We start from the raw sequence: 21,824 nt of genomic DNA on the forward strand, positions 1-21,824 counted from the left end.
GCTGGAGTCCACAGAGACTGCCATGCCAGCCGCCATACCGCTCAAAGGGTGGCAGCCAGCCTCTCGAACAGTGGAGGAACCGGGGGCCGAGAAACTCCGTCGGTCCAGCAGAAGCGGCGGTCCCGCAACGGGCCCTCCCCTACCCCCATGCCGGCTGGAAAGCGGGACGTCAGGTCAAGGGCCGCGGTCACCTCCCGGGCGCCCGGGACCGAGGCCAGGGCACGCTCCACTTCGCGGGTGTGACCAAAGTGCATCAGGTAAAGCTGGCCGTCGAGTTCCCAGGCGAAGCGGGCCCCCGTCTCCAGGCCGGCCTCCAGGGTCCCGGACGTCACCACCTGTCGTCCTAGCCGGCCGGGGCGCAACCGGAGCGTGACTTCCAGCGCTTCCCCCAGCAGGCCAAAGCTGCCAACAAAGGGCCGGGTCAGGTCGTACCCCTGAACGTTCTTGACAGTCCGGCCCCCTGCGCGCACCCTGCGGCCACTGGGCGACTGAAAGGTCACACCCAGGACCTCTGCTCCAAAGAAAAAGGTCTGGGCAAAACCGCCTCGTACCACCAGCCCCCCGACGCCTCCCGGCAGTTCCACCGGCGGGAAGGGCGGATACAGCCCGGCGGGTAGTGCCGCATAGACCTCCAGCAGGGGCGTGTCACCGCTGACCGTCACGGTCTGGTCCCCCGAAGACAGTTCAAGAATCGGCATGCGCGGGCTCCTGGGTAAAAACAGTCGGAAGCGGCTCGGGTAGCAGCTTGCCGGGGTTCAGGGCGCCCGCCGGGTCCAGGGCTGCTTTGACATCCCGCAGGACGCCCATGGTGACCGGGTCTACCGCGTCGTTCATGAAGTCACGTTTCATGGTGCCGATGCCGTGCTCACCGCTCAGCACCCCACCGTAGCGGATCGCCACCAGAGCGATACGGTGGGCCAGGTCGTGCACGGCCTCCATGGATTCGTGCCTGGGGTCAAACAGGATGTTGGGATGCAGGTTTCCGTCCCCGATGTGCCCGAACTGCACCAGATGAAAGCCGCTTGCGTCTCCCAGCGCGCGGATCTCGCGCACCACCTCGGGCAGGACACTGCGGGGAACCACGATGTCCTCGTTCATGCGCTGCGGACGGATGCGGCCCAGCGCCGGCGACACGCTGCGCCGGGCCTGCCAGAGGGCGGCGCTTTCGGCGTCGGTGGCGGCGCGGCGGACCTTTCCACCAGCGTCCAGGCAGGCGGCCTCCACCAGCGCGAGTTCCTCCTGCACCGTGTCCAGGTCGTCGCCGTCGGTATCCACCAGCAGCACCGCCTCGGCGTCCCTGGGGAGGTCCAGGTGCAGGAAGTCCTCGACAGCGTTGGTGCAGGCGCGGTCCATGAACTCCAGTTTGCTGGGCACCGCCCCTGCGGCAATGGCCGCGCTGACGGCCTCGGCACACGCGCCGACCTCCGCGAAACTGGCCAGCAGCGTGCGGGTGTGGGTCGGGGGCGGCATCAGGCGCAAGGTCGCGGAGGTGATCAGTCCCAGGGTGCCCTCGGACCCGATCAGCAGGCCCGGCAGGTCATAGGCGTCCCGGTCCAGGGTATACACGTCGCCCCCGGCATCCACGAATTCCAGGCCACGCACGTAGTCTCCCGTGACGCCGTACTTGAAGCAGAGCGGGCCGCCCGCGTTCTCTCCCAGGTTGCCCCCGATGGTGCTGGTGCGGAAGCTGGCCGGATCAGGCGGATAGATCAGGCCATGTGGGCGTGCCGCCTCGGTGACCTTGAGGGTGATAACGCCGGGCTGGGCCACCGCTTCGCGCCGCTCCGGAAAGATCTGCAGGCCAGTCATGCGGGTAAACGACACCACCACCGCCTCCTGCATGGGCGCCGCGCCTCCGCTGAGGCCGCTGGCCGCACCCCGGCCAACGATGGGCAGCCCCGCGCGCCGGGCGGCCTTCACGACAGTCACCACATCAGCCGTGCTTTCTGGCAGCACCACACAAACCGGCGTGACCCCGAACTGGATCGCGTCGTAGCGGTAGTTCAGGCGCTCCGAGAGGCTGGACAGGACCTTGCGTGGTCCCAGCACCCGGGTCAGTTCGGCCCCCAGCGGGTGGGCCTCGTTCCCTTCCGAACGGGGACGCGACCGGCTGAGGCCCGGCCGTAAGCCCTGCTTTTCCGGGCTCACAGTTCGCCCTGGTAGGCCAGATCAAGCAGTTCGACCGTGTGCATGACCGGTATGCGGCTGCCCTGCCGGCGCACGTGACTCTGGATCTGGGTGTGGCAGCCGATGTTGCCGCTGACGATCAGGTCCGGCTCCGTGCCCAGGATGTGGCCGGCCTTGCGGGCTCCGAGCTGTGAGGCCAGTTCCGGCTGCTCCAGGTTGTAGGTTCCGGCCGAACCGCAGCACAGGTCGCCTTCCGGGATCTCCACGACCTCGACTCCGGGAATGGCCCGCAGCAGCTGACGGGGCGCCATGCGGACCCCCTGCGCATGCGCCAGATGGCAGGCATCGTGATAGGCGACCTTCAGCGGGCGCGAGGCAGGCAGCGGCGGGGTCAGGTCACCGCTGCGCAACAGGCTGTAGAGGTATTCGCTGATGTCCTGAACCCGGGCCGAAAAGGCGCTGGCCTGCGCCTCGTCGGGCAGACCGTGCAGCACCGCCGGATATTCCTTGAGGCCGGCGCCACAGCCCGCCGCGTTGGACAGGATGGCATCGTACTGGTCAGGATCGAAGGCCTTCAGATTGGCACGGACCAGTTTGAGGGCCTCGTCGCGTGCGCCGGTGTGCAGCGCCGCCGCGCCGCAGCAGCCCTGGCCTTCCGGAATCACCACCTCGATGCCGTTGCGGGCCAAGACGCGCAGGGTCGCCGAGTTGAAGTTGGGGGCCAGCGCCTGCTGTGCGCAGCCCACCAGAAACGCCACCCGGCCCCGGCGAGGCCCCTGCGCAGGAGTCAGGGCCGCACTGGGCTGCATGGGCGGTACCGATTCGGGCAGCAGATCAAGAGGTGCGCGCAGGGCTGCTGGCAGCACAGGCCCCAGCGGCTTGGCAAACTGCCCCACCCGGGCGGCCACGCTGAACAGTTTTGGTGCCGGCAGCGCCTTCAGAATGGCGAAGCGTTTGGCCCGGTCCAGCGGAGAGCGCTGGCGCTGCGGCTCGCTCCAGCCACGGAAAGCGGTGATCAGTTCGCCGTAGGGGACTCCGCTGGGGCAGGCGCTGACACAACCCAGGCAGCCCAGACAGCGGTCCAGGTGCGGCGCGGCGTCCTCCAGCGGAAGGGCGCCTTCAAGCACCTCCTTCATCAGGACGATGCGCCCGCGGGGGCTGTCCATCTCGTCACCCAGGAGCGTGTAGGTGGGACAGGCGGGCAGGCAGAACCCGCAGTGCACGCAGGCGTCGACGCCATGCGCCATCACCTCGCCCTGCGGTCCGATCTGCAGCACCGGAATGTCGTGATTCAAAGGCCGGACCTCATGGCCCCAGGATAGGCCGCGCCGCCCGGACCACAGGGTGTCCGGGGCTCCACTGGACTAGGCGACAGCAGAGTGCACAGGCGGGCTCTTCGTAAGCCGCACCAGGGTCTGGGCGCCGGGTAGGGGCGCAGACTCGGGCACATGAGTGTCTCCGTGCCCCTGTCCGTACTGGACCTGATTCCGATGCCTTCAGGACATGACGCCGCGAGGGCGGTGCACGATTCGCTGCAGCTGGCGCAGCACGCCGAAACCCTGGGATACCAGCGTTACTGGGTGGCCGAGCACCACAACATGGCGGCCGTGGCCTCCAGTGTGCCACTGGCCATGCTGGCGGCCGTGTCGCAGGTCACGCACCACATCCGGCTCGGTTCAGGTGGAGTGATGCTGCCCAACCACGCGCCGCTGGCAGTCGCCGAAGGATACCGGCTGCTCTCGGCGCTGGCGCCGGGGCGGGTGGATCTGGGGCTGGGCCGCGCGCCAGGAACCGATGGTCGCACCGCCCGGGCCCTGCGAGGCGCCGCCGGCCTGATGGAGCAGCCGTTCGAGGCCCAGCTGGCCGAGCTGATTTCCTTTGGCCACGGCATCTTTCCGGACGGCCACCCGTTTGACGGCACGCTGGCCGCACCCGCGGGCGAAGGGCTGTTTCCACCGCTGTGGATTCTGAGCAGCAGTGGCTACGGGTCCAGGGTCGCCGCCGGGATTGGCGCAGGACTGGCGTTTGCGTGGCACATCAATCCAAGCACCCAGGACGCCGCACTGGCCGCACGCATCTACCGCGAGGCGTTCCGGCCGTCGGCGTCCTTCGCGCAGCCCCGCGTGATCGTGGCCGCCAGCGTGATCTGCGCGCCGACCCAGGAGGAAGCCGACGAACTGACCCTCCCGCTCGGTTTGATGTTTCTGCGCCTGCGCCGGGGTGAAACCGGGCCGTTTCCCTCGGTGGAAGAAGCACAGGCTTATCCGTATACCCCACAGGAACGCGCCGTGGTCGAGGCCTCGCGCGCCAGAGTGGTGGCCGGCGACCCGGCCACAGTGGCCACCCGGCTTCACGCTCTGGTTCGCGAGACCGGAGCCGACGAACTGATGATCACGACCATGACCCATGATCCGCACGTCCGCCGGCATTCATATTCCCTGCTGATGGAAGCCATGCAAATGCCAGCGCCTCCCTAAGGTTGGTGGATGCATCTCCCGACGAGGCGCCCGCGCGCGGAAGGGCACCGCTTCAAAGCTCACGTGTCCTGTGGTGAGGCAGCGCTGCCAGAGGCCCGCTTACGCGTGTCCTGACCCACGCTGCGCGCATATTCCCCAGACAGAGGCCTCTGAAAAACGCCTGGAATGAGGACGGCCCACCGCTTCCTGGAAAATTCGCTTCCCTTTCCTCGAGGCAGGCCAAACCCGCTGAACTACCTGAACTCGGCCCTGGCCGGCTCAGGCAGGCGGTAGGCAATCAGGGCACTGGGAACCAGCAGCGCAAGGCTGGCCATTGCGGCCGCCTGTGGGGTGGTCGCGTCGGCCAGCGCGCCCACCAGAAACACCAGCAGGCCGGCGAATCCCCAGGAAAACCCCATCATGATGCTGCTCGCCACCGCCACGTGGCCCGGCGCGTACTCCTGCGCCGTGACCACGCCGACCGGAATGCTGGCGTTGACCGCCGCACCCACCAGAAAGGTCAGGGGATAGAACCACCAGTTTGTGGGGCTGCTCAGAATAAGCGCGGCGAAAAACGGGATGGTGGTCAGAATAGCGGCCCGCAGTACGGGCGTCCGGCCAAAGCGGTCGCTGTAACGGCCACCGAGAATGCCTCCCAGGGCACTGGCCACCGAATACACGGCCAGGGTGACGCCCACTTCCCGCGCGCCGAATCCCTTGGCCAGCAGCATGAATGGCAGCATGGCGTTGTAGCCCATGCTGGCCAGAGACCGCAGCACTGCCATGCCCCACAGCCACACGATGGGGCCCCGGAAGATCCCGGCGTACTCCCGCATGCCGACGCGTTTGGACTGCTGCCGCCCACTGGGGGTCACGGCGAAGGTCACTGCCGCAAGGACGATCCCGATCAGTGCGAACCACGGCAGGTGGGTCAGCCCCACCCCCGCGAACACCGGGCCCAGGGCCATGCCCCCGGTACCCCCCGCGCTGAACAGGCTGGCCCACAGTCCCCGTTTGTCGGGCGGGCTGTGCTGCGCGACGTACGCAGCCCCCGCCGGGTGAAAAAATCCGCTGCCGAACCCGGCCACCGCCACCAGCAGCACCAGGGCCCCGAACCAGGGAACGAAGCCCATCATGGTCAGGCCCAGGCCCGTCAGCAGCGGACCCAGCGCGGCAGCGTAGCGGCGGTCAACGCGCTCGCCCAGGATGCCCAGCAGGGGCTGCAGCACACTGCTGGTCAGCGAATACACGCTGGACAGCAAGGTCACGGCCGCGATGCTGACGCCATATTTGGCCTGCAGCGCGGGGGTCAGTGGGGTGAGCATGGCGCTGTAAGCATCATTGATAAAGTGTCCGGCCGTCACCGCGACGGCAATAGCGGTGGCGTGCCGGGCGACCGGAGCGGTGACGGCGCTGCGTGCCTGCATAGGCATGTAAACTACGCCCTTTCGTCAGTTCATACCAGCCTCACACCATGAATGTAGGTTCGGCTCCTGTCAGAGTAAAAAACTTCACGGTACACTGGAACATGTCAGCCGTATTTCGCAACATCGTTCTGCAGGCTCTGCCCAGTGCAGAGCGTCTGCAGCTGCACCTGGCCTCTCTCGATCCAGCTGCGGTGCAGGACCTTGCGGATGATTTTGCGGCCTCGTTGCCAGAATTCGACATCCTGCTTGGCCTGCCAGGCACCGAAGCACTCATGAATGCCCTGGCCAGGTTACGCGGCGTACCAGCCGTGGTCATACCACTGCGTGCGCACGGGGCGCAGGTGGCGCTTCCAGTAGAGCGTCCAGGCGCCGTGGCTGTCCTCGTGACTCATCTGCTTGACAGCGCGATTCCAGAACTGCAGGCCCTGCTGTTTGCGTCCCATCATGGGCTGGAGGTGCCGGTGGTGGCTGCAGCGGTGGAGCGGTCGAGTGGTCTGGGCCGGACCCGGCTGGAATTGCTGAACATCAAGGTGCGAGCAGCCATACCCGTTGCAGATACTCCACGAGGCCTGTGTGAGGAGCGCCGGACCCCCCACGTTGCCTGACCAGGGCAGTTGGACCATAGAACCGCCGCGGGGCCTCCGACTGACTACGCCGGATGACCTGCAGAACCAGACACAAAAAGTGACCGCCGGATAACCAAATCCAGGCGGCCACTTTCATGACGCCTCCGAATTCAGGACTGATTTCGGTATGCAGCCAGGGCACGTTCCTCGGCCGGAATGCGGATCAGCATGAGCAGCGCCGCATTCAGCACACTGAAGGCCAGTGCAGTGCGCCCCGCGCCTACAGCCAGCGGCGCCGTGGCCAGTTCCAGGGCCACCACCGCGTAGTTGGGATGCTTGAGATACCGGAAGGGCCCATGCGTGAGCCGCTTGCCGCCGGGAATGATAAGAATCCGGGTGTTCCAGTAGCGTCCGAGGCTGCGGATTACCCACATACGCAGGGGCTGCGCCAGGACAAACAGCAGCAGGGCCCAGAGGTTGACCCGGCCGGTCGCGGCGCGGCCCTCAAGCAGCAGGGCCAGCATCCAGGCCGGGTGCAGCACGAAGAACAACGGATAATGCCCCTGCCCGTACTCCTGCGCTCCCCGGTCTCTCGCCCAGCGCTCGTTGGCGCGGGCCACCCGGAGTTCCAGCAGGCGCTGCACGGCGATAGCCCCAGTCAACCAGGGGGCGAGGGTCCGGGCCTTCATACCTTGCCGGTCAGCAGGCTATCGGCCGCCGCGTCGGCGTCCAGCTCGCCGCGCGCCACGCGGGCATACAGGTCATGGGCCGCGCTGCGGGCCCGCTGCAACAGCCGCTCCTGCACCAGTGACCGCACCTCAAATTCCGCTCGGCGCTCCCGCCGGGTCTGCAGACCTTCTTCGGCCAGCCAGGCGCGGTGCTTTTCCACAGCCGCAATCACGCCGTCCACCCCCTCGCCTTTGGAGGCGATGGTCTTGCGGATGGGAGCCATCCAGGTGTGCTCGTCGTGGGCCCCGAGACCCTGCGCCGCCATCAATTCACGGACGGTGCGGTCGGAGGCAGGCAAATCGCTCTTGTTTACGGCGATCACGTCGGCAATTTCCATAATGCCGGCCTTGAACGCCTGCACCCCGTCGCCCCCGGCCGGCGTGAGGACCAGCAGGGTATGGTCACAGGCCGCGGCAACATCGACCTCGCTCTGGCCGACCCCCACGGTCTCCAGAATCACCCAGTCGAAGCCAGCGCCGTCCATCAGGGCCAGCACCTGCATGGTGCGCGCCGAGAGTCCGCCCAGCGCTCCCCGGCTGGCCAGGGACCGCACAAATACGCCGCTGTCGGCGTGGTGGCGCAGCATCCGGATGCGGTCACCCAGAATGGCGCCGCCACTGTAGGGGCTGCTGGGGTCCACGGCCAGCACGGCGACCCGCTGTCCACGGGCGCGCAGGGCGGCAATCAGCGCGTCGGTCAGGGTGCTTTTTCCACTGCCAGGGCTGCCGGTTACGCCGACCACGACCGCACGGCGTGCGCCAGCGCGGCCCGACCGCTCACGCGCCGCGCGGAGCAACGGTCGGGCCGCGTCCAGACCCGCTTCGGCCAGGGTAATGCCACGTGCCAGGGCACGCAGGTCGCCCGAGCGGTAACGCTCCAGCAGGGTGTCGGTTGGGCTCACGGTTGAGTTCCCCGGACAGAACAGGTAGAAAAAACGGTCATGGCGGTGTTTACCCTACAACCTGCCCGGCCCGGCGCACAGGGCTGATCAGCCGGCCCCTCAGGGAGCCTGGCCCAGCACGTCGTCGGCCTCGGTGGCTTCCAGCAGATTTTCGAGGTGAGCGTCATCGTTGAACCCCAGCAGGGTTCCACTGTCGGGGCCTAGCAGCACCCGCGTGATGCTGGAATTGGTGACGCTCAGGCGTGACCAGGCGTGGGCCGGAACACCGCCTAGCGCCAGGCCCACCGCCACCCGGACCACACCTCCGTGGGTGAAGACCAGGACCCGCTGGCCAGGATGACGCTCGCGTAGGCGGTGAAACGCGGCGCCGCAGCGCTCGAACAGATCTTCCATGCTCTCCCCGCCGGGGCGGCGGGTGCCCCAGGAATCCTGGGCCAGGGCCTGCAGGTAGTCGGGATAGCGCGCACGGATGTCGGCAATCACCAGTCCGGCCAGTTCGCCCACGTTGATTTCACGCAGCGCGTAATCCGCCTGTACCACCGGCGGCCCGGCCAGCCGCTCAGCCACCGCGTCAGCGGTCTGGGAGGCGCGGATCAGGTCGCTGGTATACACCGCGTCGAAGTGCAGGCCCGTCAGGCGCTCGGCGAGGCTGGCCGCCTGCAGCACCCCCACGTGGCTCAGTGGCACATCGGTCTGGCCCTGGTAGCGTCCGTCCATGTTCCAGGTGCTTTCCCCATGACGCACTACCCAGAACTCGGTGGCAATGCTCCGGTCCGGCGCGGTGAAGCCAAAGGGGGCAAGACGTCTGGTCAAGCGTTGACTCCGTCGCCGGTCACGCCGGCTGCGAACGTCACGCCCTGACCGGCCACCATCTCGCCGATCACCCAGGGCTGCTCTCCGGCCGCAGCCAGCACCTGCAGAGCCTGCTCCCGCTGCGCCGCCGGCACGATAATCAGGAAGCCCACGCCCATGTTCAGGGCACGGAAGGCTTCCAGACGCTCGACCTGCGCCTCCCGAACAATCAGTTCAAACAGGGGCGGCACCGTCCAGGAGGATGTGTCCACCCGCATGCCGATGCCGGCAGGAAACACGCGCGGCGGGTTGTCCACCAGGCCACCACCCGTGATGTGGGCCATCCCACGGATGTCCGCCCCGGCCGCTTCCAGGGCCGCGTGAGCCTGAAGATAGCTGCGGTGCGGCACCGGCAGCACCTCGGCCAGAGACTGACCGCCCAGGTCGTCACGGCCCTCATCCCAGTTCAGGCCGTCAAGCGCCATCCGTGCCAGCGAAAACCCATTGGTATGCAGTCCCGAGCTGGGCAGCGCCACCACGCAGTCACCGGCCTCAATTCGTCTGCCATCGACCAGCCGGGGCCGGTCCACCACGCCGACGATGGTGCCCACGATATCCAGCTCACCCTCGACGTACACGCCGGGCATCTCGGCGGTCTCGCCGCCCAGCAGCGCTACTCCCAGGGCCTCGCACGCCTGGGCCGCGCCGGTGACGACCTCGGCCACGGCCTCGGGCTTGAGGCGGCCCATGGCCACGTAATCCAGGAAAAACAGGGGCCGGGCACCCTGCACCAGGATGTCGTTGACGCAGTGGTTGACGATGTCGGCGCCCAGGCCGCCGTACCGCCCGACACGCACCGCCACCTTGGTCTTGGTTCCCACGCCGTCGGTACTGGCCACCAGGACCGGGTCAGTCAGGTTACCGAAGGCGGCCCGAAACAGACCGCCGAAGCCGCCGATGCCCCCCAGCACCTCAGGGCCGTGCGTGCGCGCCACGGCGCCTTTCATAAGTTCCACGGCGCGGTGTCCGGCGTCGATGCTGACCCCCGCACGTTCGTAGGCGGACGCCCCCTCGGGTGCTGCGGCCTCGGTGTTGCTGTCCTTCATGCTCCTCCCGGAAGAAGCGCCCGCAGACGGGGCGCTTTGGTAAGGCTCAGTTTACCCGACGCGGCGCCCAGGAGCACTTCAGGGGGCTGCCGCCCGGCGTGCCAGCCACCAGCGCCCTCCGGCCACCAGCGCCACCAGCACCGAAAGCCCTCCCAGCCCCCACAGCAGCCGCTGCCCCGAACCCGAGAGCCACACGACCAGCACCGTGACCGGCACGGTGCCCGCCGCAGTGGCCAGCATGAACGGACGGAACGGCATCCGGGCGGCGCCGGCCACCAGATTCATGGCATCGGCGCTCAGGATTGGCATCAGGCGGACCATCAGGACGCCCTGCACTCCGTAGCGCTCGGCAAACTCGTAGGCCTTGCGCCGCGTGGTCTCCCCCAGCAGCACCCGTACCAGCGAATTGCCCACCGAGCGGCCCAGCCAGTAACCGGCCACGGCTCCCAGCAGCGTGCCGACATACACGATAAAAAACCCTTCGACAGGGCCATAGGCGCGGGCGGTCACGGCAGTCATGATCAGCGCCGGCAACACGGGCAGCACCGCCTGCAGAACGAAGCCGGCAATCAAGGCCAGCGGGCCGGCCCAGCCCAGCCCCTCTACAAACGCCTGGGTCACGGCCGGATCGGTGGAAGTGAGGGCGGCGTAGCCCTGGGTCAGGAAGATGCGCACGTCCGGGATCAGGCCCAGGCCCAGCAGCACAGCTGGAACACCAGCCAGGATCAGCCAGCGCAGGTAGCGGGGCGGAGTAGAACGGACGACGGTCACCTGCGCAGTGTAGGCACAGGGGGTGAGAACAAGCGTCCCTCCAAGGGAGGAGCCGTCCGTGGGCCGCCGCTCACCACAGCGCGACCCTCAGATGGTCATACGCCAGGGACCAGCCGTCTGGCAGGCTGAGTTCCCGCGCGTCTACCCCATGCGACAGGTGGGTCAGCACTACCCGTCCCGCGGCGCGCGCCCAGGGCAACTCCAACGCTTCCCGGATGTCGTACACGCTGCGTCCGCTGCGGGGTGAAGCCGACTCGTCAGCAAAGGAGGTGCCCAGGACCAGCAGGTCCAGCTTCTGCAGCCATCCGGCGGCGATCTCGGGAGACACATCAATCGCGTCGGTCATGATCACGGCTGCCCAGCCCGGGCGCTGCAGGTGAAAAGCGTGGCTGTGGCCATTGGCTCCGTGCGGCACCTGGAAGGCCCGTACTCTCATACCGGCCACCTGGACCCCGGTTTCGGGTAGCACCTGCACCGGGGCCGACCTGCGAAAGGCGTAGGCAAAGCGGGAACGGATATCGGCAAAAACGTCCTGCGGCGCGTACACCGGCAAGGCTCCACCGGCGTAATGCACGTAATCCAGCAGGTCACCCAGCCCCAGCAGGTGGTCATTGTGCGCGTGACTGATCAGTACAGCGTCCGGCACCACCGCCTCAGGAAGGCCCGCGAGCTGGGCATGAAGGTCCGGGCTGGCGTCAAGCAGCAGCGTCTCCCCCGCACCGCGCAGCAGCAGACCGGTGCGGGTGCGGCGGTTGACGCCACCGGCACGGGCATCGGCGCAGACTGCACACTCACACCAGAAGCGCGGCACCCCTTTGCTGTCGGCGGTGCCCAGAAAGGTCAGGGTGGGCGGGGAACTCACTCGCGCAGCAGGTCCCGGGTGGCCTGAGCCAGATCCGCACTGCCGGCCAGACTGCTGCCGACCAGCACCGCGTCGGCCAGACCGCGGACCTGGGCCAGTTCGGCAGGTGTGCGGTACCCGCTCTCAGCCACCAGGACACCGTCAAAGCCGGCCTCACGGGCGCGGCGAATCAGGCGCGGACTGACCTCCAGATCAATGTCCAGCGTGGTCAGGTCGCGGTTGTTCACGCCAATAATGCGCGCTCCGGCCTGCAGGGCCACGTCCAGTTCCGAGTCGCTGTGCACCTCAACCAGCGCGTCCAGCCCCAGGTGATGGGCCATCTCCAGGTAGGCCGCTGTCGCCTCACGCAGCACACTGACCATCAGCAGCGCGGCTGAGGCGCCCCAGTCCGCCGCCTCACGCAGCATCGCCGGATGCACCACGAAGTCCTTGCGCAGCGCAGGCAGGCTCACAGCGCCCACCACCGCCCGCAGAAAGTCAGGATGCCCGTCAAAATGCCGTGGCTCGGTCAGGACACTCAGGGCTGCGGCGCCCCCCTGCTGGTAGGCCTGGGCAGCCTCCACCGGGTCAAGCGGCGCAATGGCGCCCTGGCTGGGACTGGCACGTTTGATCTCGGCAATCAGGCTCAGGCCTGCTCCCCTCAGCGCACCCTCGAATCGCCGCGCCGCCGGACGTGCCGGACCCAGCGCAGGGTCGGCGCCGTCATAGTCGGCGGCACGCTCTGTCACGATGCGCCCCAGTACACCCGGAACGGCGCTTAAGTTCAGGAGAGGCAGGCTGGACTCGGGTGGCGGGCGGGTCATGCCGGCGAGTATACGGGCCTCTTTTGGCCCCCTGCCGGGTTCATCTGGCCCCCGGGGCCGGCGTGTTAGCCTGATCAGGTTATGAGTCTCGCCCCCGGTAATGGCCCCGTGCAGATCACGCAGGAGCAGCTTCAGGCCCGCATTCAGGAGCTCGCGTCCAGGATCCGTCAGGATTACGCCGGGCGTGAACCTCACCTGATCTGCGTGCTCAACGGCGCGTTCATGTTTCACGCCGACCTGGTGCGTGCCCTGAACATGCCCTGCACCATCGACTTCCTGCAGGCCAGCAGCTACGGCAACGCCAAGCAGAGCAGCGGCGAGGTCAAGATCGTCAAGGACCTGCAGTTCCCGATCAGTGACCGGCACGTGATCCTGGTCGAGGACATCGTGGATACCGGCATCACCATGAACTACCTGCTGCACTACCTGGAAGGACGCGGCCCCACCAGCCTGAAGATCGCGGCGCTGCTCAGCAAGCCCAGCCGCCGCAAGGTCGAGATTCCGGTGGAGTACCTGGGCTTTACCATTCCGGACGCCTTCGTGTATGGCTACGGCCTGGACCGCGCCCAGTTCGACCGCAACCTGCCGTTTATCACCAGCCAGGAGTAAGCGTGAAACTTCCTCGTGCCGCACTGTTTGCCGTGCTGGCGCTGGGGCTCCTGGCGGCCGGCATGAGTTCCTGGCTGGCCCGCGAGGCCAGATGGAAGCAGCCGCTGTACTGCCTGCAGGTTCAGGGACAGGTCTGGGGAACCGTGCCGGTGCCCGTTGGTGTCACGCCTGTCTGCCCGGCCTCGCAGACAGTCCGGAACGAAGTCCGCCGCGGGGAAAGCCGCATCGAACAGTACGAACTGCGCGGCTGGCGCCCTGCGCCGGTGCTCGACGCACTGGTGGCCGGAGGTTTCCAGGTGGTCAGCCGCATCCCGGACGACGGCATTCAGGAAGCGGCGGTGCTGGCCCGCGGCAACGAACGCCTGACCTACGTGGCCGACCGCATGGGCAGGGACACGCTGGTCAGCATCACGGCGCGCGGTGGACGCTGAGGAACGCCGGGCCATTTTGCTGATGCAGCGCTGCGCGTCATCCGGTACACTGTGAGCCATGATCCGCTCTGCGCTTACCATCCGGGGACGACTCGACTAGCTTCACGGCTTGCTCGACCGTCCCCGGCTGTGTAGGCCGGGGCCTTTTTTTGCCAAGGAGTTCACCACCATGACCCAGACCAACGACCAGTCCATGCCCATTCAGATTCAGGAGCCCCGGGCCGAGCGCTACAACCCTCACGCCATCGAGCAGAAATGGCAGGACCAGTGGGACCAGAGCGGGATCTATACCTTCCGTGAGGACGCCCCCGGCGAGAAGCACTACGCCCTGACCATGTTTCCCTACCCCAGCGGAAATTTGCACATCGGGCACTGGTACGCGAACGTGGCGCCCGACGCCCGCGCCCGCTGGATGCGCATGCGCGGCTACAACGTGCTGTTTCCCATGGGCTTCGACGCCTTCGGCCTGCCAGCCGAGAACGCCGCGATCAAAAACAACCTGGACCCGGCCAAGTGGACCTACAGCAACATCGAACACATGACCGGACAGTTCCGGCGCATGGGCACCATGATCGACTGGAGCCGCAAATTCGCCACCTGTGACCCGGAGTATTACCGCTGGAACCAGTGGTTTTTTACCGAGTTCTTCAAGCGAGGCCTGGCGTACAAGAAAGACGGCCTGGTGAACTGGTGCCCCAAGGACCAGACGGTGCTGGCCAACGAACAGGTCGTCAACGGCCACTGCGAACGCTGCGGCACGGCGGTGGAGCGGCGCAACCTGAGTCAGTGGTACCTGAAGATCACCGACTACGCCGATGAGCTGTTGGACTTCGGCAGCGCGGACATGCCCGAACGCGTGCGCCTGATGCAGACCAACTGGATCGGCAAGTCGGTGGGGGCGGAGGTGACCTTCGAGACTCCGGTGGGTCCCGAGACGGTGTTCACCACCCGCCCCGACACCCTGATGGGCGCGACCTTCCTGGTCCTGGCACCCGAGCATGCCAAGGTGCGCGAGCTGACCACCGACGAGCAGCGCGCCGAGGTGGAAGCCTATGTGGAGGCCGCCGGGCGCAAGACCGACGTGGAACGTCAGCAGGACAGCGGCGAAAAGACAGGTGTGTTCACCGGCTCGTTCGCCACGCATCCGATCACCGGGCATCAGCTGCCGATCTGGGTGGCGGATTACGTGCTGGTGACCTATGGCACCGGGTCCATCATGGCCGTGCCCGCCCACGACGAGCGTGACTTTGCCTTCGCCCGCAAATTCGGTCTGGAAATCCGTGAGGTGATCCGTGCCGAGGGCGCCGAAGCGATGGACCCACACACTGCCGAAACGAGCTACAGCGGCGAGGGCCTGATCGTCAATTCTGGCGAGTTCGACGGCATGCCCGGCGGCAAGGCCAGCATTGCAACCGTGGTGGCGAAGCTGGAAGCCCGCGGCGTGGCCAGGGCCAGGACGACCTACCGCCTGCGGGACTGGCTGGTCTCGCGCCAGCGCTACTGGGGAACCCCTATTCCTATCGTGTATTGCGCTGAGCACGGCGCGCAGCCTGTGCCCGCCGATCAGCTGCCGGTCCGCCTGCCCGACAGCGTGGAGTTCACGCCCACCGGACAGAGCCCGCTGAAGCTGAACCGCGACTGGGTGCAGACCACGTGCCCGGTCTGCGGCGGACCAGCCGAGCGAGATACCGATACCATGGACACCTTCGTGGACAGCAGCTGGTACATGTACCGCTACCTGTCACCGCACGCCGGGGACCGCCCCTTCGACCCCACGCACGCCCACTTGCTGCCGGTGGACCTGTATACCGGCGGCATTGAGCACGCCATTCTGCACCTGCTGTACAGCCGCTTCTGGACCAAGGTAATGCGCGACATGGGCCTGACCACCCAGAGCGAGCCCTTTGCCCGCCTACGCAACCAGGGCATGATCCTGGGCGAGGACAACGAGAAGATGAGCAAGTCCCGCGGCAACGTCGTGGACCCGGACGATCTGGTGCGCGAATACGGCGCCGATACAGTCCGCACATTCCTGATGTTCATTGCACCGTGGGAACTGGGCGGCCCGTGGGACTCGCAGGGCATCAACGGCCCGGCCAAGTGGCTGTCGCGCGTGTGGAACCTGTACTTCGAGGAAAAATCCAGCGGTCCTGAGGAGAACATCACCGAAGCCGACCTGCGCCACGCAGTCCACAGCGCCCTGGCCAAGGTCAACGGCGACTTTGAGCGCATGAGCTTCAACACCATCATCGCCACGCTGATGGAACTGACCAATACGCTGGTCAAGGCCAAGCGCAGCCCGGTGGCCTCTACCCCGGCGTGGGACGAGGCGCTGAATATCTTCAATCTGATGCTGGCGCCCGTTGCGCCCCATATTGCCGAGGAAATCTGGTTCGGGCGCGGTCAGGAAGGGAGTATCCACACCCACCGCTGGCCCGCCGTAGACGTGAGCGCGGCGGTACGCGACACGGTCACGATCGGGGTGCAGGTCAGCGGCAAGGTGCGCGGGGAGGTCAGCATCTCCAAGACAGCCACTCAGGAAGAGGCGCTGGGAGCCGCCAGGGCAAACGCCGACGTGGCCCGCTTTATTGAAGGCAAGCAGGTCGTCAAGGAGATTTACGTCCCTGGCCGGATCATTAATATCGTTGTCAAGTCATAAGGAAAGCGGAGCTTCCGCATAGAAACCCCCCGCCTCGGCATACGCTCTGGCGGGGGGTTTCATCTGTGATTCAGGGATAGAGATCGTACCCGCTTTCATCGAGGAGGCGCTCCAGGTGCTTCTTGGCGGCCTGAATTTCGGGCATGGTGGAAGCCTCGAAGTACACCTTGATGGGACGGCCGGGGCGGGACCGCGCCAGGTCCCACGTCACGCCCGAAAGGTCTTCCTCCAGCCGCAACTTGCCCAACGCCGCCTTGACGACCTTCTCCGGGACACCCGCATGTATTGCCATATCATCTTTAAACACAGCTCAACGTATCAGGAATTGCTGAGGATGCCGGATGGAACAGGCGTCAGAGTGACGGGGTCAGACCAGCGTTTCGCCCTTGATCTACAGATCTGCAGCGGGTCCCTGAGCTTCCCACCGCATCAGAGCAGCCTGACCGTCCGACGTCAGCTCGTAGGCCACGGCGCTGCGACCCATACCGGCTGAGCGGGAGATATAGCGCAGCCGTTCCAGATCCTTTACCAGGGTCATGCTGAGCCGTCGCCCGGACAGCATATAGAAAGGACCACGCTCGCTGCGGGAGTGCATGGTCAGCGCCGCTCCGCCCTGCAGCGCGCTCAGCACACGCGCCTGCGCTTCAGTCAGCGCTGAGGTCACGGGGACAGCAGGCTCAGGAACGTGAGCGCGTCAGCACGAGGTCGGCCTCGACCCCCAGGCTGGTGGCGTTCACAACGGTGCAGCGGCCCTCGAACAGCGTGCGGTTGGTGAACTTGCCCTTGCAGTCGATGTCCAGGGTACCGCCGGTAGCGCGCAGGGTCCCGGTGTTGAGGTTGCCGTTGGCACTCAGGAATTCGCTGGTGAGCCGCTCTACACGCAGGTCTCCGACCAGCTGGCCAGGGGTCGGATCGTTACGTTCATTGAAATTGGCGCTCACGTTGAACGTGCCCGCTATCGGATGCGAGACCTGCCCAGTCCAGGTGCCGCTGGCGTCCGCAACAGCGGGAGGAGCAGGAGTCTTGCCCAGAATGGTGACCGGTGCACAGGCAGTCAGGGCGAGGGCAAGGACCAGCAGCGGAGTGGCGTTCATGCCTCACTCTAGGCAGGAGCCGTATGAGAAGGCATGAGGAGTTCAGAGGGCGCGGCCCGTCACGGTCAGGAAGCCGTGAGGACCGCTGCGCTCGACGCCTGTTTCGGCCTCAATGGCCAGGACGATGCGGTTGACGCGATTGGCGGTCTCTCCCAGTTCCCGTGCGAGGCTGCGGGCGGTCCAGGTTGCGGGCTCGGCCTGAAGCCTCAGCAGGACCCTGACGGCCAGACGTTCCAGGCTGACACCCGTGCTGCTGCTGGGCATATCTAGCGGGTCGCCTCGATCACCAGTTCGGCCCACTCCTTCCCGGTGAAATCCTCGGTGCGAGCGCGGGGCTTTTCCAGCAGCAGTTCCCGCATCCGCCGCGCCTGCTCGATGGTGGCCTCGCCCATATGCTCGGCGAGTTCGTTCAGGTCCATGTGTTCGTCGATGCGCATGGGCTCAGGGTGACAGACCAGCTTGAGGCCTGGATGCCCGGGGCTTGAGAAAACATGCAGCACTCAGCCGGCCCGGTACACTGGCTCCTGATGCATCCTGATCTGCTTTCGCGTGTGCTGTCGCTGCTTCCGGAGGGAGGCCCCCGACCTGAATTGCGCCAGTTCTCCGCGATGCTCCGCGACTACCCCCAGCGCGGCGGCAAGGGCATTCGCAGTGAACTGCTGCTGGCATCAGCCCGGGCTCACGGCGTAACGCCGGGGACAGACGCCTGGGACCGGGCGCAGTGGCTGGCGGCGGGCCTGGAACTGTTCCAGAACTGGGTTCTGATTCACGACGACATTCAGGACGACAGTGAGCAACGCCGTGGTCAGCCGGCCCTGCACCGTCTTCACGGGGTGCCGCTGGCGATCAATGCCGGGGACGCGCTGCACGCCTACATGTGGGCCGCGGTCCACCATGCCGGAGTTCCAGGCGCCATGGAAGAATTCCTGGCCATGATCCACCGCACCGCCGAGGGTCAGCACCTGGACCTGAGCTGGGTCGAGCACCGGGAGTGGAACCTGCGGGAAACCGATTACCTGGAGATGGTGCGTCTCAAGACCGCCCACTACACGGTTATCGTGCCGCTGCGGCTGGGAGCGCTGGCCGCCGGAATGCAGCCCGCCGAAGCGCTGACCCACGCCGGGCTCGCGCTGGGCAGCGCCTTTCAGATCCGCGACGATGTCCTGAACCTGCTGGGCGACCCCCTCAAATACGGCAAGGAGATCGGCGGCGACCTGCTGGAGGGCAAGCGCACACTGATCGTGCTGCGCTGGCTGGCCCAGGCCCCACCGGAGCAGCGCGAGGTTTTCCTGGATCAGATGCGCCGGGACCGCGCCGCCAAGGACCCGGACCTGATCAGGCAGATTCATCGGTGGCTGCTTGACAGCGGCTGCGTGGCTGCTGCCCAGGACTATGCGGCGGCCCAGGCCCAGGACGGTCTGTCCCTGCTGGGCTCGGCCCTGTCAGGGGCCCCGGATCAGGCGGCCGTGCAACAGATCCTGGGCGCCATGCGCGCGCTGGCCACCCGGGACGCCTGATAAACGTGCTGAATGGGTCGCCAGCCTGCGGCAGTTGAACGGTGGCTCCGTATCACGTCAGGCCCTGTCGATGGCTGCCGCGCAGGTCTCTGGAGCAGCTGAAATCACCAGATGAAAACCCTGGTGGGAACCAGGTTACCCGGACAGTCAGAGCAGACCCAGAGCGGCGTCCGCAAACCGGGCAAAGGCGGCGTTGAGATCACGAATCGTCTGATCCTGCGGCTGACCCCCCTGTATGAACAGGCCGGAATTGATCTCGATGCCAAAGGCCGGCACGCCACTGTGACGCTGGTGGGTCTGGCTGAGGGTATCGGTGGACCAGGGTTCGCCGATGGTCACCCGGGGATCGGGGCTGCCCCGTATCACCTCTGCGAACGCCTGCTCGCAGGCCTGGCGCAGCGGCTCCCACAACGCAGGTGGAAATGTAGGCTCTGATGTCGTTCCGGGCATCAGGCACAGGGCCGGGCGCGGCGTGCCGGTATCTGGGCCCAGCGCGGGGCCGAACGGAGCCATGCTGTGACCCACGATCATCAGCCGGGTCCCGGGCAGCTCGGCGCGAACCTGGGCATCGAAAGGGTCCCACAGCCGCCGCAGCCGGGCCTCGCGTGCCACCGGTCCGAACTCGAATCCGGCTAGATACAGCGGCTGGCGGTCAAATCCGGTTCGTTTCAACACCCCATTGTCACCCTCATCGTTCCTGTCGCGGTTGAGATCGGCCGCGAACCGGCTCCAGGGGGCCTGCAGGTGGCGGGCGCCGGGCACGTGATAGATCAGCTCGGTGTACGCGTCTCCGTCCAGGAACACCGCACGAAGTAGCGCCTCGCGCCGTGCAGCGTCGAACATGCCCTCGCCCAGCATGTCATGCAGCACGTCGGCCGGCAGAGCGCCTGAGGGGTGTGGGGTCAGCACAAGTAGGGCGTCACGGGCCTGGGTCATGAGCTTCAGGATAGGCGGGGTCGGGACAGGCTGGAGCGCCGGCACAAACATCCGCCGGTGCGGCGCCTAGAATGCAGGGCGTGCAACTGGAGTCGCTGTCCACCCTGAACTACCGGAATCTCGCGCCCTGTACGCTGAGCTTCCCGGCCGGTGTGACGGGCGTCTTCGGCGAGAACGGCGCCGGAAAGACCAACCTGCTGGAAGCGGCCTATCTGGCCCTGACCGGCCTGACCGACGTGACCCGCCTGGAGCAGCTGGTACAGTCCGGCGAGGGCGAGGCTTACGTACGCGCCGACCTGGAGTCCGGAGGAAGCCTCAGCATTCAGGAGGTGGGTCTGGGACGCGGGCGCCGCCAGCTCAAGGTAGACGGCGTGCGGGTCCGTGCCGGGGACCTGCCCAGAGGCAGCGCGGTGTGGATCCGCCCCGAGGACAGCGAACTGGTATTTGGTTCGCCGTCGGGCCGGCGCAGCTTTCTCGACGCCCTGCTGTCGCGCCTGAGCGCCCGTTACGCGCAGCAGCTGGCCCGCTATGACCGCACCGTATCGCAGCGCAATGCGGCGCTGCGCAGCGGCGAGGAATGGGCCATGCACGTCTGGGACGACGCCCTGGTCAAGCTGGGCAGCGACATCATGCTGTTCAGGCGCCGGGCCCTGACCCGCCTGTCGGAACTGGCGGCCGAGGCCAACGAGGCGCTGGGCAGCCGCAAGCCGCTGCGGCTGGGCCTGTCCGAGTCCACCACGCCTGAAACCTACGCCCACGACCTGCGCAGCCGCCGTACAGAGGAACTGGCCCGCGGCTCCACCGTGACCGGCCCGCACCGTGACGACCTGACCCTGACCCTGGGAGATTTCCCGGCCACCGAATACGCCAGCCGTGGCGAGGGCCGCACCATCGCTCTGGCCCTGCGCCGCGCCGAACTGGAGCTGCTGGCCGAGCGCTTCGGTGAAAAGCCCGTGCTGCTGATCGACGATTTCAGCGCGGAGCTTGATCCCACCCGCCGGGCCTTTCTTCTGGACCTGGCGGCCAGCGTGCCGCAGGCAATCGTCACCGGTACGGAGCAGGCGCCCGGCGCCGTGCTGACGCTCCGTGCCCATGCCGGACGGTTCACGCCGGAACCCGAACCGGTCCCGGCCCAGGTTGCCGTGGGCGAGGTGGGTGCATGAGCGGCCACAAACCGCGCGGCCGGCGCATGGGGGGACCCCGTGGCCTGGGAGAGCTGATGGGCGCCACTCTGGGCAGCGCCAAACTCTCGCGCGGTGTCCAGAAGGCGCAGGCGATCCTGGCGTGGCCGCAGGCCGTCGGCCCACAGGTCGCCCGGATCACGCGCCCGCGTACCCAGCAGGGCCGGGTCCTGTTCGTCGAGGTGCGCGACAGTGCCACCGCCCACCACCTGACCATGCAGCGGCACCACTTTCTCAAGGCACTGAATGCCCTGCTGCCAGACGCGCCTATCGAGGAAATCCGCTTCAGTGTAGGGACCATCCGCACGCCGCTGGACGCACCCCGCGCTGCGCCTTTGCCCGCACCCGACCGCCGCCGGGCCCGGGAAATGGCCCGGGCCGTTACTGACCCGGAGCTGCAATCCGTGGCTCTGCGCGCCGCTGAAGCCGTGACCCGGGCCCGCCGCTGGCGCGAGGAGCAGGGCTGGCGGCCCTGCCCGGTGTGCGCCGAGCCCAGCAGCGAGCAGCCCTGCCGCGCCTGCACCCTGACCCTGGAAGACCCGAATGTCAAACGTGCGGCGCGCGCGCTCCTGCGCAACCCCGAACAGCTGGCCGACCTGCCAGCCGTACTGGGAGACAGCGGCACCAATGCGGCGCGGTATGTGGCGCTGGGTCTGCTGACTGAACAGATGGACCTGCTGGCCCTAGAATGCGTGCGCAGCGGCCAGGAGACCGGCTACCGGGAATTCCTGGCGCAGCAGGCTGCGGCATTCCTGGCCCTCACGTTCCGCAAGCCCCGCCTGGCGGTGGGCCGCGCCGACCGCGCCGCACTGCCGGAAAGGGTACGGCAGGTCCTGAGCGCCGGGCGGGAATAGGAA

Annotated in this window: 25 protein-coding genes; 8 read left to right on the forward strand and 17 right to left on the reverse strand. The window is 67.1% G+C overall.

Annotation, left to right across the window (positions count from 1 at the left end; translation table 11 throughout):
* Nucleotides 1-41: 41 nt before the first annotated feature.
* The 3 genes from IEY49_RS02810 to glcF are packed head-to-tail and all read right to left on the reverse strand — an operon-like array spanning nt 42 to nt 3,422.
* On the reverse strand, nt 42-698 hold the full coding sequence (locus IEY49_RS02810) for a DUF5639 domain-containing protein (RefSeq protein WP_189004372.1): 657 nt from the start codon (nt 696-698) through the stop codon (nt 42-44).
* Complete coding sequence (locus tag IEY49_RS02815) at nt 685-2,148, reverse strand: FAD-binding oxidoreductase (RefSeq protein WP_189004374.1); 1,464 nt, start codon at nt 2,146-2,148, stop codon at nt 685-687. Before IEY49_RS02815 ends, IEY49_RS02810 begins: the two co-directional genes overlap by 14 nt.
* A complete protein-coding gene (glcF, locus tag IEY49_RS02820; protein WP_189004376.1) occupies nt 2,145-3,422 on the reverse strand; it encodes a glycolate oxidase subunit GlcF in 1,278 nt (425 codons plus the stop codon). The genes IEY49_RS02815 and glcF overlap by 4 nt, the downstream gene beginning before the upstream one ends.
* Before the next feature lie 153 nt (nt 3,423-3,575).
* Between glcF and IEY49_RS02825 the strand changes: the two genes are divergently transcribed.
* Nucleotides 3,576-4,604 (forward strand): LLM class flavin-dependent oxidoreductase, encoded by a 1,029-nt coding sequence (locus tag IEY49_RS02825; protein ID WP_189004378.1) that lies wholly within the window; start codon nt 3,576-3,578, stop codon nt 4,602-4,604.
* Nucleotides 4,605-4,837: 233 nt separating this feature from the next.
* Here IEY49_RS02825 and IEY49_RS02830 read toward each other — a convergent pair whose 3' ends face one another.
* A complete protein-coding gene (locus tag IEY49_RS02830) occupies nt 4,838-6,010 on the reverse strand; it encodes an MFS transporter (RefSeq protein ID WP_189004816.1) in 1,173 nt (390 codons plus the stop codon).
* 101 nt (nt 6,011-6,111) lie between these two features.
* Here IEY49_RS02830 and IEY49_RS02835 point away from each other — a divergent pair, with 101 nt between their 5' ends.
* Nucleotides 6,112-6,615: a hypothetical protein gene (locus tag IEY49_RS02835; RefSeq protein WP_189004380.1), complete on the forward strand. Its 504-nt coding sequence runs from the start codon at nt 6,112-6,114 to the stop codon at nt 6,613-6,615.
* A gap of 131 nt (nt 6,616-6,746) precedes the next feature.
* Here IEY49_RS02835 and IEY49_RS02840 read toward each other — a convergent pair whose 3' ends face one another.
* The 7 genes from IEY49_RS02840 to trpC form a co-directional block, all read right to left on the reverse strand.
* A complete protein-coding gene (locus tag IEY49_RS02840; RefSeq protein ID WP_189004382.1) occupies nt 6,747-7,265 on the reverse strand; it encodes an isoprenylcysteine carboxyl methyltransferase family protein in 519 nt (172 codons plus the stop codon).
* A complete protein-coding gene (gene meaB / locus IEY49_RS02845) occupies nt 7,262-8,206 on the reverse strand; it encodes a methylmalonyl Co-A mutase-associated GTPase MeaB (protein WP_189004384.1) in 945 nt (314 codons plus the stop codon). Before meaB ends, IEY49_RS02840 begins: the two co-directional genes overlap by 4 nt.
* A 99-nt stretch (nt 8,207-8,305) precedes the next feature.
* Complete coding sequence (locus IEY49_RS02850) at nt 8,306-9,019, reverse strand: histidine phosphatase family protein (protein ID WP_189004386.1); 714 nt, start codon at nt 9,017-9,019, stop codon at nt 8,306-8,308.
* Nucleotides 9,016-10,104, reverse strand: coding sequence for a phosphoribosylformylglycinamidine cyclo-ligase (purM, locus tag IEY49_RS02855; protein ID WP_189004388.1), 1,089 nt, complete (start codon nt 10,102-10,104; stop codon nt 9,016-9,018). Before purM ends, IEY49_RS02850 begins: the two co-directional genes overlap by 4 nt.
* A gap of 78 nt (nt 10,105-10,182) precedes the next feature.
* A complete protein-coding gene (locus tag IEY49_RS02860; protein WP_189004390.1) occupies nt 10,183-10,875 on the reverse strand; it encodes a TVP38/TMEM64 family protein in 693 nt (230 codons plus the stop codon).
* 70 nt (nt 10,876-10,945) lie between these two features.
* A complete protein-coding gene (locus IEY49_RS02865) occupies nt 10,946-11,737 on the reverse strand; it encodes an MBL fold metallo-hydrolase (RefSeq protein WP_189004392.1) in 792 nt (263 codons plus the stop codon).
* Entirely contained in the window at nt 11,734-12,540 is an 807-nt protein-coding gene (gene trpC / locus IEY49_RS02870; protein ID WP_189004394.1) for an indole-3-glycerol phosphate synthase TrpC, read from the reverse strand. Before trpC ends, IEY49_RS02865 begins: the two co-directional genes overlap by 4 nt.
* An 81-nt stretch (nt 12,541-12,621) precedes the next feature.
* Here trpC and hpt point away from each other — a divergent pair, with 81 nt between their 5' ends.
* The 3 genes from hpt (at nt 12,622) to leuS (ending at nt 16,239) form a co-directional block, all read left to right on the forward strand.
* The gene (gene hpt / locus IEY49_RS02875) at nt 12,622-13,149 is read left to right on the forward strand and encodes a hypoxanthine phosphoribosyltransferase (protein WP_189004396.1); all 528 of its coding nucleotides are present in this window, start codon (nt 12,622-12,624) and stop codon (nt 13,147-13,149) included.
* Between the two features lie 2 nt (nt 13,150-13,151).
* The gene (locus IEY49_RS02880; RefSeq protein WP_189004398.1) at nt 13,152-13,580 is read left to right on the forward strand and encodes a hypothetical protein; all 429 of its coding nucleotides are present in this window, start codon (nt 13,152-13,154) and stop codon (nt 13,578-13,580) included.
* 169 nt (nt 13,581-13,749) lie between these two features.
* Nucleotides 13,750-16,239, forward strand: coding sequence for a leucine--tRNA ligase (leuS, locus tag IEY49_RS02885; protein WP_189004400.1), 2,490 nt, complete (start codon nt 13,750-13,752; stop codon nt 16,237-16,239).
* Nucleotides 16,240-16,309: 70 nt separating this feature from the next.
* Here the strand turns inward: leuS and IEY49_RS02890 are convergent, their stop codons facing one another.
* The 5 genes from IEY49_RS02890 to IEY49_RS02910 form a co-directional block, all read right to left on the reverse strand.
* Nucleotides 16,310-16,546 (reverse strand): hypothetical protein, encoded by a 237-nt coding sequence (locus IEY49_RS02890; RefSeq protein ID WP_189004402.1) that lies wholly within the window; start codon nt 16,544-16,546, stop codon nt 16,310-16,312.
* An 84-nt stretch (nt 16,547-16,630) separates the two neighbouring features.
* Entirely contained in the window at nt 16,631-16,903 is a 273-nt protein-coding gene (locus IEY49_RS02895; protein ID WP_189004403.1) for a hypothetical protein, read from the reverse strand.
* A 13-nt stretch (nt 16,904-16,916) separates the two neighbouring features.
* Nucleotides 16,917-17,333 carry a hypothetical protein gene (locus tag IEY49_RS02900; protein WP_189004405.1) on the reverse strand — a complete coding sequence of 139 codons (417 nt, stop codon included), beginning with the start codon at nt 17,331-17,333 and terminating at the stop codon, nt 16,917-16,919.
* A gap of 42 nt (nt 17,334-17,375) precedes the next feature.
* The gene (locus IEY49_RS02905; protein WP_189004407.1) at nt 17,376-17,597 is read right to left on the reverse strand and encodes a hypothetical protein; all 222 of its coding nucleotides are present in this window, start codon (nt 17,595-17,597) and stop codon (nt 17,376-17,378) included.
* Nucleotides 17,598-17,599: 2 nt separating this feature from the next.
* The gene (locus tag IEY49_RS02910; protein ID WP_189004409.1) at nt 17,600-17,770 is read right to left on the reverse strand and encodes a hypothetical protein; all 171 of its coding nucleotides are present in this window, start codon (nt 17,768-17,770) and stop codon (nt 17,600-17,602) included.
* A gap of 90 nt (nt 17,771-17,860) precedes the next feature.
* Between IEY49_RS02910 and IEY49_RS02915 the strand changes: the two genes are divergently transcribed.
* On the forward strand, nt 17,861-18,850 hold the full coding sequence (locus tag IEY49_RS02915; protein ID WP_189004410.1) for a polyprenyl synthetase family protein: 990 nt from the start codon (nt 17,861-17,863) through the stop codon (nt 18,848-18,850).
* 147 nt (nt 18,851-18,997) lie between these two features.
* On the opposite strand, the gene IEY49_RS02920 is transcribed toward IEY49_RS02915, so the two are convergent.
* On the reverse strand, nt 18,998-19,786 hold the full coding sequence (locus IEY49_RS02920; RefSeq protein ID WP_189004412.1) for an N-formylglutamate amidohydrolase: 789 nt from the start codon (nt 19,784-19,786) through the stop codon (nt 18,998-19,000).
* A 71-nt stretch (nt 19,787-19,857) separates the two neighbouring features.
* Here IEY49_RS02920 and recF point away from each other — a divergent pair, with 71 nt between their 5' ends.
* On the forward strand, nt 19,858-20,949 hold the full coding sequence (gene recF, locus IEY49_RS02925) for a DNA replication/repair protein RecF (RefSeq protein ID WP_189004414.1): 1,092 nt from the start codon (nt 19,858-19,860) through the stop codon (nt 20,947-20,949).
* Complete coding sequence (locus tag IEY49_RS02930) at nt 20,946-21,821, forward strand: DciA family protein (protein ID WP_189004416.1); 876 nt, start codon at nt 20,946-20,948, stop codon at nt 21,819-21,821. Before recF ends, IEY49_RS02930 begins: the two co-directional genes overlap by 4 nt.
* Nucleotides 21,822-21,824: the final 3 nt, after the last annotated feature.

It is taken from the genome of Deinococcus malanensis, from assembly GCF_014647655.1.
Lineage (GTDB): Bacteria > Deinococcota > Deinococci > Deinococcales > Deinococcaceae > Deinococcus > Deinococcus malanensis.